This is a genomic window from Bacillus silvicola (genome assembly GCF_050524305.1).
Classification (GTDB): Bacteria; Bacillota; Bacilli; order Bacillales; family Bacillaceae_G; genus Bacillus_A; species Bacillus_A cereus_AT.
On record NZ_JBNGVC010000013.1, the window covers coordinates 379714 to 395490 of the forward strand.

Genomic DNA, 15777 nt, shown 5'->3' on the forward strand with positions numbered 1-15777 from the left:
AGATGAAAGAATGAAAAAAATGCTTATATTTGGCGGTATTATTATCGCCTTGTTCGCAGCAATATTCGCTGTAACACAAATGGAAGAAAAAAACGCTACTAGCCAAAAAATTGATAATGCTACTGATAGTAAGACAAATGGCCCTGACTACTATACAAATAAAATCTCTCTTTCAGATCTCCAAAAGAATTTAAAAGAGAAAAAAGAAGAAACAGTATACTTTTATCAAACATCTTGCGTTCATTGTCAAAAGCTATCTCCTATCGTAGTACCAATGGCTAAAGACTTGAACGTTGATATGAAAGTTATGGACATTGAAAAAATAGATGCTCCTTGGGATGAATATAAAATTAAAGGAACTCCAACAATCATTCACTTTAAAGATGGCAAAGAAGTAAGCCGTATTAGTGGTGAACAACCGGAAGACAAATTAAAAGAATGGCTTGAGCAAACGAAAAAATAACGAGAAAAGGAAACTCCTTCTATACATGAAATGGACGTAAAATCCCACACTAATGTATAAGGAGGGGGTTTTATGCCTGAAGTAAAATGCTCTGTTTCCAATTGCTCATTTTGGGGACAAGGTAACTTTTGTCAAGCAAGTGCAATCGTTGTTCAACCGGATGCACAAGAGGCTGGTCAGAATACAAATGATTCGTATACAAGCGCTACTTTAACAAACGAGACGCTTGAAAGTTCTGTAACAACGAGTGTAGAAACTTGTTGCCATACATTTAAACCAAAATATTAAACGTAAAAGCATACGATTAGTCGTATGCTTTTTTACATTCCTCTCCAAAAATCATGCATCATAAAAAAGTATAAAATAACGAGAAGGACCGTCCCGCATAAAGTGATGCGTCGATATACACTCTTCTCCCCTTCCCTCGCTTTAACAAACGCCCAAATAAATCCGACGAACAATATTAAATCAATATATGGAACATAAAATGAGAAGACGAGTAACGCATATAAATACACGATAAATAAACAAGTCGTGATTAAGAAAATCTTAAATGCAAATTCACTTTTCATAATGTGACCGCCCCCCAATCTGTACTGTATTATATTCAGCAAAACATAATAGTTGCTGTTTCAATTTTTTATCCCGCTATTTACATGAATCCCAATTAGTATAAGTTTATAATCAGCAAAGAAGAGCAATTCCCCCATTAAGTTTCACTTCATCACAAATAAGCTACCGCCTATACACGGTAGCTATTACGGAACATCATATTTTCTTTTATATATATTACTTAAGGTCGAATAAGGTAATTGCTCATAACGAATTTTTTCTCCCGTTTCATCAACAATATACAAATTGCTTCCTATATAATATATTCCATCTTTTCGTTTGGAGTACACTGCGTATTTTTCATTTGGCAATACCGTTTTTACTTTCGTCAATTGTCCATTTGGTTCTTGCCAATATATATTTACACGGTCTACTAGCGTAAGTATTCCAATTTGTCCTTCTTCTACTTTACGACCATTCCAACTCACAACACGATAACCAAGCTTATACGCCTCATATTCGGGACTCGTATAAAAACGAGAAATAATTACTTTCGTCTGTAATTGTACCCGTTCATATAACCATTGTATGTCCCGATCATGCATGCGAATACAACCATTCGACTCCCTGCTCCCAATCGTCCATTCCCGATCTGTTCCATGAATCGCATATTCCTTTTTATCCAGACCTAACCACCTCGTACCGAGAGGATTATTCGGCGCACCCCCAGGTATTTTTTTTCGATGGTATTCTTTATTTTTATACTTAGTTATAATACAAAAATTCCCTTCAGGCGTTGGGGTGCTATCTCTTCCTGTCGTTATCGGAAATGTTCTCGTATAGTTTCCCTCTTCAAAAAAAGACAGCTGATTCGTTTTAAGGTTAACTAATATTAAATGATCTGTATTAGCAAAAACACTAGCTGGTAGGCAGAAAAATAGGATTATGATTAACCATACTTTCTTCATCTAAATCCTCCCTAGCACTAACATAATAATAAAGTGAAACTTTACTCAGTGGAGGTTTTGTCCATCCCCCACTGAGTATTAGCCCGCACCAATCGGGCGTTTACGGGCAGCAGGGCTCCCATCTAACTTCTTTGCTCCAGCCAAATTTTGAGATGGAGTCTTACTGCCCGTAAATAGCGGGATAAATGCAATTAGCTTTACTTTGCTCTTATAAATGAAAACTATCCATTTACAATAACGCCCCCATTTACATGTAGCATCTGCCCTGTTACATATGCCGAATCATTAGACGCCAAATATACATACGCAGGCGCTAATTCATACGGCTGACCAGGTCTTTTCATAGGAACATTGCTCCCGAACTGTGATACTTTTTTCTCATCAAAACTTGATGGAATAAGCGGTGTCCAAATTGGACCTGGTGCAACACCATTTACACGAATCCCTTTTTGTACTAATGATTGAGATAGCGATCTTGTAAATGCGACAATTGCTCCTTTCGTTGCAGAATAATCAATCAACGTTTCATTTCCTTCATATGCAACGATAGATGCTGTGTTTATAATTACATCCCCTTGCTTTAAATGGGATAGCGCTGCTTTTGCAACATGAAAATAAGAAAAAATATTAATACGGAATGTCGTTTCTAACTGTTCCGCTGTAATATACTCTAGTCCTTGCTGCGGATATTGCTGTGCAACGTTATTCACAAGCACATTTAAACTCCCCAGCTGCCGGACGGTCTCTTCCACAATATCTTTACAATGTTGTTCACTACTCAAATCCCCCGGCAGTAATACACAATTCACGCCTTCTTTTTCAACAAGTTTTTTCGTCTCATTTGCATCTTCATCCTCGTCTAAATAAGCAATCGCAATATTTGCTCCTTCTTTTGCAAAAGCGATGGACACAGCTCTCCCAATCCCACTATCTCCCCCTGTAATTAATACATTCTTTCCTTTTAACTTTTCACTTCCTTTATAATTTGGATCTTCAAACTTTGGAAGAGGATTCATTAATGATTCAATACCAGGCTGTTTATGTTGATGTTGCGCTGGCATTGTTAAAAAGTTTTTTTGCTGTGGCATAACTTCCTTCAACTCCTTTCTCCTTATAATGTGCACAATATTAAAAACTACTTACACATGAACAACCGCAATTCCCACTCGTTTTTACGGTTAATATTCAAATTCAAGACATAAAATATGGATTGTTCTAAAGTTTTTATGCAAAACTATTGCAAAAAAGTCAAAAAACGAATATTATATATAACTGTTGTGAAAATTATTCGTAAAAAGAAAGGATGTTTATATGTTTAACCTTTCAAAACATAAAACTTCTATTAAAACTGAAATTATGGCAGGTATTATTACCTTTTTAACAATGGCATATATCATTGTCGTAAACCCTGTCATCCTTGGGGATGCAGGCGTTCCATTTGAACAAGCATTTACAGCTACTATTATCGCCGCTGTTGTCGGAACATTATTTATGGCAATCTTTACAAACTTACCAATCGCAATTGCACCAGGTATGGGATTAAATGCTTACTTCTCTTACTCTGTTGTAAAAGCTCATGAAGGCATGACTTTCGCAATTGCATTCTCTGCTGTATTCGTAGCAGGTATGATTTTAATCTTGTTATCATTCACATCTTTCCGTACGAAATTAATGGAAGTAATTCCCGAAAACTTAAAACATGCACTTACTGCTGGTATCGGTCTTTTTATTGCTTTTATCGGTTTGCGCTTAACAGGAATTGTTACAAAAAATGATGCAAACTTAGTTGGGCTTGGTGATCTTCACTCTGCTCCAGTTCTACTAGCATTAGCTGGCCTTGGAATTACAATTATCCTTATGTCTTTAAATATAAACGGGGCACTATTTATCGGAATGTTATTAACTGGTATTATCGCTTACTTCACAGGGCAATTAACGTTCTCAAACGGCGTTACATCAATGCCTGGATTACCAGAAGGAATTATCGTTTCAAATCCAATTACTGCTGTATCTGATGTAATTAACTACGGATTATACGGCGTTGTGTTCTCATTCTTCCTTGTTACACTATTTGATACAACTGGAACATTACTTGGTGTAGCACAACAAGGTGGATTCATGAAAGATGGAAAGCTTCCAAAAGCAGGACGAGCTCTTCTATCTGACTCATTCTCAGCAACAATTGGAGCTATGTTCGGAACAACACCATCAACAGCTTACATTGAATCATCTGCTGGTGTTGCAGCTGGTGGTCGTACTGGTTTAACAACTGTTACAGTAGCTGTTCTATTTGCATTAGCAGCATTCTTCGGACCGTTAGTGAGCGCTGTTTCTGGCGTTTCAGCTATTACAGCACCATCATTAATTATCGTTGGTAGTCTTATGATGGGTTCAGTTCGTCACATCGATTGGGATACGTTCGATGAAGCATTCCCAGCATTTTTAGTAATCTTAAGCATGCCACTTACATCAAGTATTTCAACAGGTATTGCACTTGGATTTATTTCATACCCACTTATGAAAATGGCAAAAGGACAATTCCGCGCTGTTCACCCACTTGTGTATTTATTCGGAATCTTGTTCGCTTACCAATTAGTTTTCTTACCACATTAAAATCCCTCTTCCTGAGGGATTTTTTTTATAAATACTGTTTGACAACACCATTCATTTGTGAAATAATTCAAAATAGTTAAATATTCGATGTCTTATCAAGAGCAGGTGGAGGGATGAGCCCTACGAAGCCCGGCAACCGACCCATTTATGGGCACGGTGCTAATTCTTACAACACATTGTGTTGAAAGATAAGAGTAATATGATAAGACGTCTTTTCTATATGAAAAGGCGTTTTTTATTTTCACTCCCTCCTCTCTCTTCTTAGTTTAGGAGGGATTTTTTTATGAAAAAATTATGTTCCATCGTACTTATTTTTCTCTTACTTACATTAACCGCTTGTACAAATGAACAAGATGCGATTTCATCACAAAAGCAACAAACTGTGAAAAAGGCGCCTACAACGGTAGAAAATCACTTACAAACAGAAGTTCCAAGCCAAATGAAGAAGCCATTAAAAATCGCATTAATTATGCAAATGTCCATCGGAACTTTTTCCTCTCAATATATTGAGGGCGTCAAAAAACAAGTCGAGCTATTTGGCGGTAGTGTACAAGTCTACAATTCTGATAACGATTTAGCAAAAATGGCTGCAAATTTAGATACTGCTATTAATTCAAAAGTGGATGGTATTTTAATTGATCACGGCCGCTCTGAAGCACTAAAACCTGGAGTAGAAAAAGCGTTACAGGCGAATATTCCCGTAGTTGCGTTTGATAACGATCTACGCTTGCCAGGTGTGACAATTATTGATCAAGATGACTATAGTCTTGCATGGAAATCATTAAAAACGTTAGCGGAAGATTTGAATGGACAAGGAAATATCGCAGTCGTATGGGTTGGCGGATTTGCTCCAATGGAACGTCGCAACGTTATCATTGATGCTTTTTATAAACGTTATCCAAATATAAAAGAAGTTGCACGATTCGGTACTGCTAGTAATAACACACCGCTTGATACACAAACACAAGTAGAAGCTTTATTAAAGAAATATCCGAAAAAAGGAGATTTACAAGCTATTTTCGCTTCATGGGATGAGTTCGCTAAAGGAGCTGTTAAAGCACTTGAACAAGCTGGTCGTACAGATATAAAAGTATATGGCATTGACTTAAGTAATGAAGATTTACAACTCATGCAAAAAGAAAGCTCACCTTGGACTGCTACAGCTGCAACTGATCCAGCTGAAGTAGGTAAAGTTCAAGTACGATTTTTATACAAAAAAATTGCTGGTGAACAAACGCCAGATATTTATTCACTAGAACCTTATTTAGTAAAGAAAAGTAGTTTACCAAAAGAAAATATAACAATGGATCAATTATCAAAACATATAAACGGTTGGGGAGACTCAAAAGATGCATATTCTCCTTGGATGAAAAAATTAGAGAAGGAGAAAAAATGATGACATTCTCTCTTCAAAACATTACACATTCTTATCATGTAGCTACACCTGTTTTAGAAGATGTTTCTATTCATATTCAAAAAGGAAAAGTACACGCTTTACTAGGAATGAATGGTGCGGGAAAAAGTACTTTACTAAAAATAGCAACTGGTGAAATCCAACCAGTTGCTGGCGATATAAAAATTGATAATCAGTCTGTTTCCTTCACTTCACCACGTGATGCAAAAAAGCACGGTATTTCTTTCGTAACACAAGAAGTAGATCATGGACTTATTCCGGGATTATCTGTATTAGAAAATGTACTAATTGATCATTTAGCAATGCAAAATAAAGTACTATTTTCAAAGTCCAAATTAGTTGCACTCGCTAAACAACATTTGCAAATTGTACAAGTAGATTTAAATGTTTCAGAAGATGTTTCAAACTGCTCATTACATGAAAAACAATTACTTCTTATCGCAAGAGCTTTATCTAACAATACAACTTATCTTTTATTAGATGAACCTACTTCTTCTCTTGGACCAAAGGAAGTTGAAACCTTTGGGAAACTATTAAAAGATTTGACATCAAAAGGAATTGGCATCCTCCTAGTTTCTCATCGTTTATCAGAGATTCGAAATTTCGCGGATGATGTAACTGTACTACATAACGGTAAAGTTGCCCTTTCTCAAGCCATTACAACGATTACAGATCAACAAATTGTTGAAGCAATGACTGGAAAACAACTTACACTTCCTATTAATACAGCACCAAAAATCGGGAGCGAGGAAATATTTAAAGTACAAGAGCTTCAATTACACGAAGATCATTCTCCCCTTTCTCTTACAATACGAAAAGGAGAAACTGTTGTGATATACGGATTAATTGGAAGTGGAAAAACAACACTTGCTGAAACTTTATTTGGTGCTCGTCATACTTATCGCGCAAAAATAGATGGTCACAACATAACAATTAAAACACCGCGAGATGCGATTAAAGCGAAAATCGCACTTGTACCAGAAGAAAGAAGAAAACAAGGTGTATTTCTTTCGGAAGATATTATAAGTCACACTAATTTACACCAATCAGGTTGGAGACGAAAACAAACCGAATTAAATAATGCTACTACGGTAATTTCTTCTTTCAGCATTTCACCCAATGACCCAAAAGCCTTTATTCATTCACTTAGCGGTGGAAATCAACAAAAAGTCTCAATTGCAAAATGGAATGGATTCAAACCTAATCTATTTCTTTTGGACGAGCCAACTAAAGGTGTAGACATAGCTGCGAAACAAGACATTTTTCAATTCATTCGCAACATTACAGAAAACGGGAGTTCCGTAATTTATTTCACAGGAGAACAAGATGAAGCACTACATATCGCCGATCGCATTCTTATACTGGCAAACGGAGAATTTGTAGGTGAGTACTTGCCGAATGACCTATCTCCTGAACAGCTTTTACATTTATCTGAAGGGAGCTTTTCCATTGAATCTCGTTCATAAAACTAAAACTAAGAAACTATATTTACCTACTCATCTTTTTTATCAATTTAGTACAGTTGCTATTATTATAGGTGTTACAATTTTTTTCTCTATCGTCAATGATTCTTTTTTAACATACAACAATATTAGTGATATTTTACGCTCTATTTCTATCGTAACGTTACTTGCGATTGGTGTTACCTTTACATTGATTGTAGATGGGTTTGATTTATCAGTCGGCTCTACCGCTAGTTTAGCAACAATTGCCGCTGCTTCTTGTCTCGTTTTATATCGACAAGAACTATTAGTCACACTCCTTGTTCCTATTCTGTGTGGACTATTAGTTGGATTATTAAATGCACTACTCGTTATCCGAATTAAACTACCAGATTTACTAGCTACACTAAGTATCATGTATATCGTGAATGGACTACACTTAACATTTTCAAAAGGATCTTCAATATATGAAGGAATGTCGGGTGCCACAGGACATTTTATTCCATCCTTTTTATTTATCGGTCAAGGTTCCATTTTAGGAATTCCAGTCCCTGTCATTATCATGCTTATCGTCGTTTTAATTGCACATCTATTTTTAGAAAAAACAACGTACGGTCGTTTCTTTTATATGACAGGTGGGAATCGAGAAGCTGCTAGACTAGCCGGTATCCCTACCGATCGTTACCGTGTATACGCTTATATGATTAGCGGTTTACTCGCCTCTGTCGGCGGGATTATTCTATGTAGCCGCGTTGGAACAGGGCAAGTTTCAGCTGGTTCCCCATTATTAATGGATGCAGTTGCAGCTGCCTATATCGGTTATGCAATGTTCGGTGCCAAGAAACCAAATATAGTCGGAACATTCCTCGGCTCGGTATTAATCGGAATTATATTAAATGGCCTCACAATGATGAACGTTCCTTATTATGCACAAGATATCATTAAAGGCAGTATTTTGATTACAGCTTTAGCCTTTTCGTTTATTAAAAAGAAGCGTAAATAAAAAAGTAGCGCATCGAATTCCGATGCTCTACTTTCCTTTTGCAACAATCACACGAACTACTTTTAGCGCAAGCAGTAAGAGCAAGTTTGCTATTGCCGTAACTCCTAAAAATATCGCTATCATCAGTTCTCCCATGCCGTTATTAAATACAAACGTAATAGAAGAAATGAAAGCCAAAATAAACAATATTAACGCTGGTACATATTTAATAAACGGCTTCTCATATGATCTTTTAGAAAGAAAAAACGTCATAAACAACGTCATAATAAAAACAAAATATACGACAAGTAAGAAAATCATACGAAAGCCTCCTCTTCAGCTAAACTACTTAATTATAAAAGCCCCCTCCAAATATAAAGGGAGCTCACAATTTCTAATATCTCTCATCTACCTGTAACTTTTTACTATACTTTTGAATGAAAACGGATGAAACAACCATCATCATTCCTACACTAAACCCAATAAGCTGATCCAGTAGCATCTCACCATGAATGAAGCAGCGAAGTAGAAATACACCACCAAAAATAAGTATCATAGTAAATCCAGCATGTCTAAGCCCCTTATATACATTTTCCATATGTATCATCCCTTTACACACTTTCATCCATATTATACCATAACCAAAAACATGTATAACTGTTTCTAAAATGGCATTCGGCATTCAGTTATAGATCAATAATAAAAAAGACTGCGAAGAAACTCTTCTCCGCAGCCTAATACTTATTTTTGCAAGAACGCCTGTAAATCTGCAAATTGTCTCTTTGCATCTTCATAGCCTTGCTCATATAAATTTTGTAGTTTTGCTGTATCTTTTTCCATACGATCTACTTGAAGCTGCACTTCTGGGCGAATAACAAATAAATTACCTGCTTGCTCTTCTTTTTCAATGTAGTGAAGTGTCTCATTATACACTTCATAACGATTCAACATCGTGTTAACAAGATTAGGATATTTTTTATACGCTTTCGCTGCCACCCATCCAAACTTTGACTTCTTCTTCGCGTAACCATGATTTCTCGTCAAAATCACGACTGATTTTTCAAACCCATCTTCCTGTGCTTTACGAACTGGAATCGGATCAGAAATCCCGCCATCTAATAACTGCTTACCGCGGTAATTTACTACCGGTGCAATGAAAGGCAATGAACTAGACGCTTGTAATAAATTTAGTGCATCATCATTCGTTCCTTCTTTTTCAAAATAAACAGACTGTCCTGTTTCACAATCTGTTGTTCCTACAAGGAAACGCTCTGGGCTATTATAGTATGTTTCAAAATCAAACGGTACATGCTTTTCTGGAATTTCATGAAAAATGAAATCCATATCAAATAATTGACGCTTTTTCCATAAGTTTTTATACGATAAATATTGTGGATGCGATGCATAATCAATATTTACTGTCTTATTTCTATTTCTTTGTCTGGAAAGATACGACGCTGCATGACAAGCACCAGCTGATACACCGATTACATATGGAAAATATAAATCTTGTTCCATAAAATATTCTAATATCCCGCCCGTATATACACCACGCATACCGCCGCCTTCTAATACTAACCCTGTATTTTCAAGCATGTTACTCTCTCCTCTTTATATATATTGACTCTTTAATTATTCACTATGTTAAGTATCTTTTTCTATTATATATGAGTTCTTTCAGAAATTATATTCAAAAGGCTTGAAAAAAGAAAAATAGAGACTATCCGAAAGGTGGCCTCTATTTTAAGCTCGTTGATCCGCAACAATATGAATATCAATATACTTCGTTTGTCTCATAATTTCATTTACAATAGAACCTTTTCGTATTTCTTCCCACCGTGTTCTCGCCGATTGCCCGAGTAAAACTTGTGTCACTTGTAGTCTGTTCGCGACTTCAATAATAACATCAGCGGGTTTTCTTCCTTTCGCTTCTTCTAATACAAAGCTCGCATCAAATTGATTCGTTAGCGATTTCCACTCTTCAATTGTTTGCTTTTTCCCTGCTGAAATAGAATCTATATTTTCTCTTTCTACGTTTAAGACATACAATTCAGCATTTAACCGATCTGCCATGCGCCAACCTCTCCGTATTAATTTCTCTGCTGTTGAACTGTATTGTACACAAACGAGAATTTTTTCTTTCACACCAATCGGTTCTATAACAGTTTGGCTAATTTTCTCATCCATATCATCTGCAACTTCACGAAGCGATAATTCCCTTAATGCCCCTAAATTATTGAGCGTAAAGAAATTTTGTAAGCTTTGCTCTATTTTTTCTTCCTTATATATCTTTCCATCTATTAATCTCTTCCTTAATACCTCGGGCGTTGCATCAACAAGCTGAATTTCATTTGCTTTTTGTAAAATAAAATCCGGAATTCGTTCTCGTACTTTTACATTCGTAATTTGAGCTACAATGTCATGAACACTCTCTAAATGTTGAATATTAAATGCTGATAATACGGATATACCGGCATCTAACAATTCTTGAACATCCATATAACGTTTCTTATTTTTAGATCCAGGAATATTACTATGCGCGAGTTCATCCACTACAACTACTTGCGGCGCACGATTTATAATTCCTTCTACATCAAGTTCATAAAATACCTTTCCTTTATACTGTATTTCTTTTAACGGAACTTTTTCTAAATCAGCAATTGCTTCTTCTGTCTCTTCTCTTCCATGTGTTTCAATTAAACCAATTACAATATCAATACCGTCTTTTTTCATCTCTCTTGCATCAAAGAGCATTTTATAACTTTTTCCTACACCTGGGGCAGCCCCTACATATAGCTTTAACTTTCCGCGATTTTGCTGACGAATATATTCTAAATATTCCTCTGGCGTTCGCCTTTGAAACTTCGGCTCATAGTCATCCGCATACAAAATAAGCACAACCTTTCATTCGAAACAACGCTACCTCAATCCGTTAGATTGAGGTAGCACTGTTACTATTTCATTAATTTCTGTAATTCTAAATTTAACTTTAAAACGTTCACGCGATCTTCCCCAAACAAGCCGAGTGCAGCGCCTTCCGTTTGATCCTTAATCAATTGCTCTAGCTTTTCTTTCGGAATATTCGTTAATTTCGAAATACGATCCACCTGCACGGAAGCCGCCTTCGGACTAATGTCAGGATCAAGCCCTGAACCTGAATTCGTCACTAAATCTATCGGTACTTCTGTAACTGGGACAGTTGGATTTTTTTCCTTCCAGTCCTCAATACTTTTCTCAACTCGTTTTGCTAAATCTGGATCAGACGGTGCATAGTTATTTGAACCAGATGCTTCTGCTTTATATTCTATACTAGAGACGCGCCCATGAAAATAACGTGGATCTGTGAAATTTTGACCGATTAATTTTGAACCAACTACTTCATCTTTATCATTATATATAAGACTTCCATCCGCATTATCCTTCATTACCGCTTGCGCTATACCCGTTACAATTAGCGGGTATACAAGTCCACACAAGACTAAGAACGTAAAAGTAATACGAATAATTGGTGAAAGTATACTTTGTTTTTTCGCCATCTGTTTTCCCCTCTTCCTTATATGAACAAGCCGACAATCATATCAATTACTTTAATTCCAATGAACGGAACGATAACTCCGCCAAGCCCGTAAATAAGTAGATTTCGGCTAAGCAGTGCATTCGAACTCATCGGTTTATATGCGATACCTTTCATCGCTAGCGGAATGAGTAACGGAATAATAACTGCATTAAATATTAATGCTGATAAGATTGCTGAAAGCGGTGATGTTAATTTCATAATGTTCAATGCTTCCATTTGCGGAATCGCAAGTGTAAACATCGCTGGAATAATAGCAAAATATTTCGCGATATCATTCGCAATACTAAACGTCGTTAAAGCACCACGCGTCATTAACAATTGTTTACCGATTCCTACAACCTCAATAATTTTCGTTGGATTCGAATCTAAATCAATCATATTCGCTGCTTCTTTCGCAGCTGTCGTACCACTATTCATCGCTAATCCAACGTCCGCTTGTGCCAATGCCGGGGCATCATTTGTACCATCACCTGTCATCGCTACAAGTTTCCCTTTACCTTGCTCTGCTTTAATAACTGCAATTTTATCTTCCGGTTTACACTCGGCAACGAATTCATCTACCCCTGCTTCTTTGGCAATTGTTGCTGCTGTTAATGGATTATCCCCTGTACACATAACCGTTTTAATCCCCATTTGACGTAATTGTTCAAAACGTTCACGCATACCAGGTTTTACTGTATCCTTTAAATAAATTAAACCGTAAATACGATCGTCTACTGCAACTACAAGTGGTGTTCCACCCTCTTTTGAAATGAAATCTGCTTTTTGATTCACATCTTTCGGAATCGTTCCACCTTGTGATTGAACCCATTCAATCACGCTACCTACAGCACCTTTTCTCACTTTCGTTCCATCCTGTAAATCGACACCACTCATTCTCGTTTCTGCTTTAAATGGAACGAACTCACCTTGTTCTGCAAGTTCTCTATTATATGATATAGATTTCGCTTGCATATACTCGATAACAGATCGACCTTCTGGTGTTTCGTCTAAAACTGAGCTAATCGCTGCCCATTTTCCTACTTGCTCAATCGTTTCATTTCCTACAGGGAGTAGTGTATGTGCCATCCGGTTCCCGAAAGTAATCGTACCCGTTTTGTCTAAAATAATTGTGTTGATATCGCCCGCAGCTTCTACTGCTTTCCCTGACATTGCTAACACGTTAAACTTTGTCACGCGGTCCATCCCGGCAATACCAATTGCTGATAATAACCCACCAATTGTCGTTGGAATTAAACAAACTAACAACGCTACAAGTACAGCTGTATCAATTTGAAACCCTAAATAATTTGTAAAAATCGGCAACGTCACAACAACTATTAAGAAAATAAGCGTTAAACTCGTTAATACTGTATTTAAAGCAATTTCATTCGGCGTTTTTTGACGTGCAGCTCCTTCTACTAAAGAAATCATTTTATCGATAAATGATTCCCCTGGGTTACTCGTAATCACAATCGTAATTTCATCACTTACGACCATCGTTCCACCTGTTACGGAACAAAAATCACCGCCCGCTTCTTTTATAACAGGAGCTGATTCCCCTGTAATTGCAGATTCATCGACAGATGCTAAACCTTTAATTACTTCACCATCATTTGGAATCATTTCTCCTTGTTTTACAATAACAACGTCACCTTTTCTCAGATCAGTTGCTGAAACTTGAACAATATCTCCATTTTCTTTTACAACATTTGCAAACACATCTTTCTTCGATTGTTTTAAAGAATCGGCTTGCGCTTTACCACGCCCTTCAGCTAACGCTTCTGCAAAGTTAGCAAATAAAACTGTAAATAATAGAATGAGAGAAACTGTTATATTAAACCATCCTGGTACACTACTAGAACTACTTGGAAGAAAGGATAAAAGTAACGTAATGATAAATCCAATTTCCACAACGAACATAATCGGATTTTTTATCATGACTTTCGGATTCAATTTTGCAAAGGATTGCTTTATCGCATGCGTCACGATATCACGATCCAACGTTTTCGCTTGTCTAACCTCATCTTCTACAGCATGTATTTGTGATTTATCTACTTGTTTTTCTTTTACTACTACCGGTCTCATCATTTACCCTCCATTACTTCAATGTAAGAAATTCTGCAATTGGACCTAATACTAACATCGGGAAGAATGTTAACGCACCGACAATTACAATCGTTCCGATGAAGATGCCACCAAATAAACTATTATCCGTACGGAATGTTCCGACTGTTTCTGGTACGACCGTTTTCTCCTTCAGTGAAGCAGAAACAGCTAGCATCGTAATTAAGCTGAAATAACGTCCTAAAAACATAACTAAACCAGTCGTAATATTCCAAAATGGTGTATTATCCCCTAAACCTTCAAATCCAGATCCGTTATTCGCAGCTGACGATGTGTATTCATATACAACTTGCGTCAAACCGTGGAAACCTGAATGAGAAATCGCATCCGTTCCTAAGCTTGTTGAAAGAGCTAATGCTGAAAATCCTAAAATAAGCAACGGATGGAATAATATCGTTACCGCAATTAATTTCATTTCCTTACCTTCAATCTTTTTACCTAAAAACTCTGGCGTCCGTCCGACCATTAATCCTGATATAAAGACTGCAATAATTGCATACATGATAATATTGATAAAGCCTGCTCCAACGCCGCCATATACTGTATTCAACATCATATTTACGAGTGGAACTAAACCGCCAATTGGTGTTAACGTATCATGCATCGTATCAACCGCTCCTGTTTCAGCAGCTGTCGTTACTGTCGCATAAAGTGAAGAAAATACGGTTCCAAATCGTACTTCTTTCCCTTCTGTGCTTCCTTGCACATGCTGGATACCTGTTTGGTTCAATACTGGATTCCCATGTAATTCGGATGTCGTAATCGTTATAAATCCTAGTAAAAAGACCATGAACAGTGATACAAAAAGGATACGTCCTTGCTTTTTATTTCCTACCATCCTTCCGTACGTAAATGGTAGTGCTGTTGGTAATAACATCATAAGCATCATTTGCAAAATATTACTAATTTGTCCTGGGTTTTCAAATGGATGCGCTGAGTTTGCTCCGAAGAAACCACCACCATTATTCCCAAGTTCCTTAATTGCAACGAATGATGCAACTGGTCCACGTAATATACTTTGCTTTGCACCTTCAATCGTATGTGCTGTAACTGCCCCGTCTAACGTTTGTGGTACACCGAGTGCGACAAAGACTAACGCCGCAACAAATGCAATTGGAAGAAAAACTCTCGTTAAAGCTCTCGTAAAATCAACGAAGAAGTTCCCAAGTTCTTTTCCAGCAAGCCCTCTTATAAATGCCATAACAATCGCTAAAGTCGTTGCTGGTGCTGCAAACATTAAAAACGTAATGGCGATTAATTGTGATAAATAAGACAAACCATTTTCACCGCTATAATGCTGTAAATTTGTATCAGCCATAAAACTAATTGCTGTATTAAAAGCGAGCGTAGGCTCCATTCCTTCAATATGCGCTGGATTTAGCGGCAGCACACCCTGTAATCTGAAAATGAAATATACAACAACCATCATAAATCCGTTGAGTAAAACAAGTGATAATGCGTACTGTTTCCACGTTTGATTGTATTCTTTTACACCCGTAATTTTAAAAATAAGTTTTTCAAAAGGCCCGAATACTTTATCTAGCGTTTTGCTACCTTGAAAAGCTTTTTCTAAATAAATCCCCGTTGGCTTTGCTACTAAAATAAACAAGAGCATTGTAATAACGACTGCAACCCAAATCATAATGAATGATTCCCCCTA

The 15777-nt window shown here is 36.8% G+C and carries 16 protein-coding genes and 1 riboswitch; of the genes, 6 read left to right on the plus strand and 10 right to left on the minus strand.

Translation table 11 applies throughout. The features are described from left to right. Positions 1-10 precede the first annotated feature (10 nt). Together ACP6L7_RS24105 and ACP6L7_RS24110 are read left to right on the plus strand one after the other, a co-directional pair. A complete protein-coding gene (locus ACP6L7_RS24105) occupies positions 11-463 on the plus strand; it encodes a thioredoxin family protein (RefSeq protein WP_430529455.1) in 453 nt (150 codons plus the stop codon). Between the two features lie 72 nt (positions 464-535). Continuing rightward, positions 536-751: a DUF1540 domain-containing protein gene (locus tag ACP6L7_RS24110; RefSeq protein ID WP_071735124.1), complete on the plus strand. Its 216-nt coding sequence runs from the start codon at positions 536-538 to the stop codon at positions 749-751. Between the two features lie 32 nt (positions 752-783). Here the strand turns inward: ACP6L7_RS24110 and ACP6L7_RS24115 are convergent, their stop codons facing one another. The 3 genes from ACP6L7_RS24115 to ACP6L7_RS24125 form a co-directional block, all read right to left on the minus strand. Next, positions 784-1035, minus strand: a complete 252-nt coding sequence (locus ACP6L7_RS24115; protein ID WP_000834189.1) for a hypothetical protein — start codon at positions 1033-1035, stop codon at positions 784-786. Between the two features lie 186 nt (positions 1036-1221). After that, complete coding sequence (locus ACP6L7_RS24120; RefSeq protein ID WP_430529456.1) at positions 1222-1983, minus strand: L,D-transpeptidase; 762 nt, start codon at positions 1981-1983, stop codon at positions 1222-1224. 221 nt (positions 1984-2204) lie between these two features. Continuing rightward, positions 2205-3071, minus strand: a complete 867-nt coding sequence (locus tag ACP6L7_RS24125) for an SDR family oxidoreductase (RefSeq protein WP_097831342.1) — start codon at positions 3069-3071, stop codon at positions 2205-2207. A 223-nt stretch (positions 3072-3294) separates the two neighbouring features. Between ACP6L7_RS24125 and ACP6L7_RS24130 the strand changes: the two genes are divergently transcribed. The 4 genes from ACP6L7_RS24130 to ACP6L7_RS24145 all read left to right on the plus strand — a co-directional run bounded on the left by ACP6L7_RS24130 (position 3295) and on the right by ACP6L7_RS24145 (position 8455). Next, entirely contained in the window at positions 3295-4596 is a 1302-nt protein-coding gene (locus ACP6L7_RS24130; protein ID WP_071747782.1) for an NCS2 family permease, read from the plus strand. Between the two features lie 89 nt (positions 4597-4685). Further along, positions 4686-4791, plus strand: a riboswitch (SAM riboswitch). Between the two features lie 88 nt (positions 4792-4879). Further along, complete coding sequence (locus ACP6L7_RS24135) at positions 4880-5992, plus strand: sugar ABC transporter substrate-binding protein (protein ID WP_097831310.1); 1113 nt, start codon at positions 4880-4882, stop codon at positions 5990-5992. Continuing rightward, complete coding sequence (locus tag ACP6L7_RS24140) at positions 5989-7476, plus strand: sugar ABC transporter ATP-binding protein (RefSeq protein WP_097831343.1); 1488 nt, start codon at positions 5989-5991, stop codon at positions 7474-7476. The genes ACP6L7_RS24135 and ACP6L7_RS24140 overlap by 4 nt, the downstream gene beginning before the upstream one ends. Beyond that, positions 7460-8455: an ABC transporter permease gene (locus ACP6L7_RS24145; RefSeq protein ID WP_097831311.1), complete on the plus strand. Its 996-nt coding sequence runs from the start codon at positions 7460-7462 to the stop codon at positions 8453-8455. Before ACP6L7_RS24140 ends, ACP6L7_RS24145 begins: the two co-directional genes overlap by 17 nt. 27 nt (positions 8456-8482) lie before the next feature. Here the strand turns inward: ACP6L7_RS24145 and ACP6L7_RS24150 are convergent, their stop codons facing one another. From ACP6L7_RS24150 to kdpA, 7 genes are all read right to left on the minus strand, one after another. Next, positions 8483-8755 carry a sugar ABC transporter ATPase gene (locus ACP6L7_RS24150; protein ID WP_097831312.1) on the minus strand — a complete coding sequence of 91 codons (273 nt, stop codon included), beginning with the start codon at positions 8753-8755 and terminating at the stop codon, positions 8483-8485. 73 nt (positions 8756-8828) lie between these two features. Beyond that, positions 8829-9032 carry a hypothetical protein gene (locus ACP6L7_RS24155; protein ID WP_097831313.1) on the minus strand — a complete coding sequence of 68 codons (204 nt, stop codon included), beginning with the start codon at positions 9030-9032 and terminating at the stop codon, positions 8829-8831. A gap of 143 nt (positions 9033-9175) precedes the next feature. After that, positions 9176-10030 (minus strand): patatin-like phospholipase family protein, encoded by an 855-nt coding sequence (locus ACP6L7_RS24160; protein WP_097831314.1) that lies wholly within the window; start codon positions 10028-10030, stop codon positions 9176-9178. A 147-nt stretch (positions 10031-10177) separates the two neighbouring features. Then, positions 10178-11332 carry a KdpD-like non-kinase potassium sensor gene (gene kdpDN / locus ACP6L7_RS24165; protein WP_097831315.1) on the minus strand — a complete coding sequence of 385 codons (1155 nt, stop codon included), beginning with the start codon at positions 11330-11332 and terminating at the stop codon, positions 10178-10180. 56 nt (positions 11333-11388) lie between these two features. Next, entirely contained in the window at positions 11389-11970 is a 582-nt protein-coding gene (kdpC, locus tag ACP6L7_RS24170; RefSeq protein ID WP_097831316.1) for a K(+)-transporting ATPase subunit C, read from the minus strand. Positions 11971-11987: 17 nt separating this feature from the next. Then, positions 11988-14078, minus strand: a complete 2091-nt coding sequence (gene kdpB, locus ACP6L7_RS24175) for a potassium-transporting ATPase subunit KdpB (protein WP_141533272.1) — start codon at positions 14076-14078, stop codon at positions 11988-11990. A 13-nt stretch (positions 14079-14091) separates the two neighbouring features. Then, positions 14092-15759: a potassium-transporting ATPase subunit KdpA gene (gene kdpA, locus ACP6L7_RS24180; RefSeq protein WP_097831318.1), complete on the minus strand. Its 1668-nt coding sequence runs from the start codon at positions 15757-15759 to the stop codon at positions 14092-14094. Positions 15760-15777 lie beyond the last annotated feature (18 nt).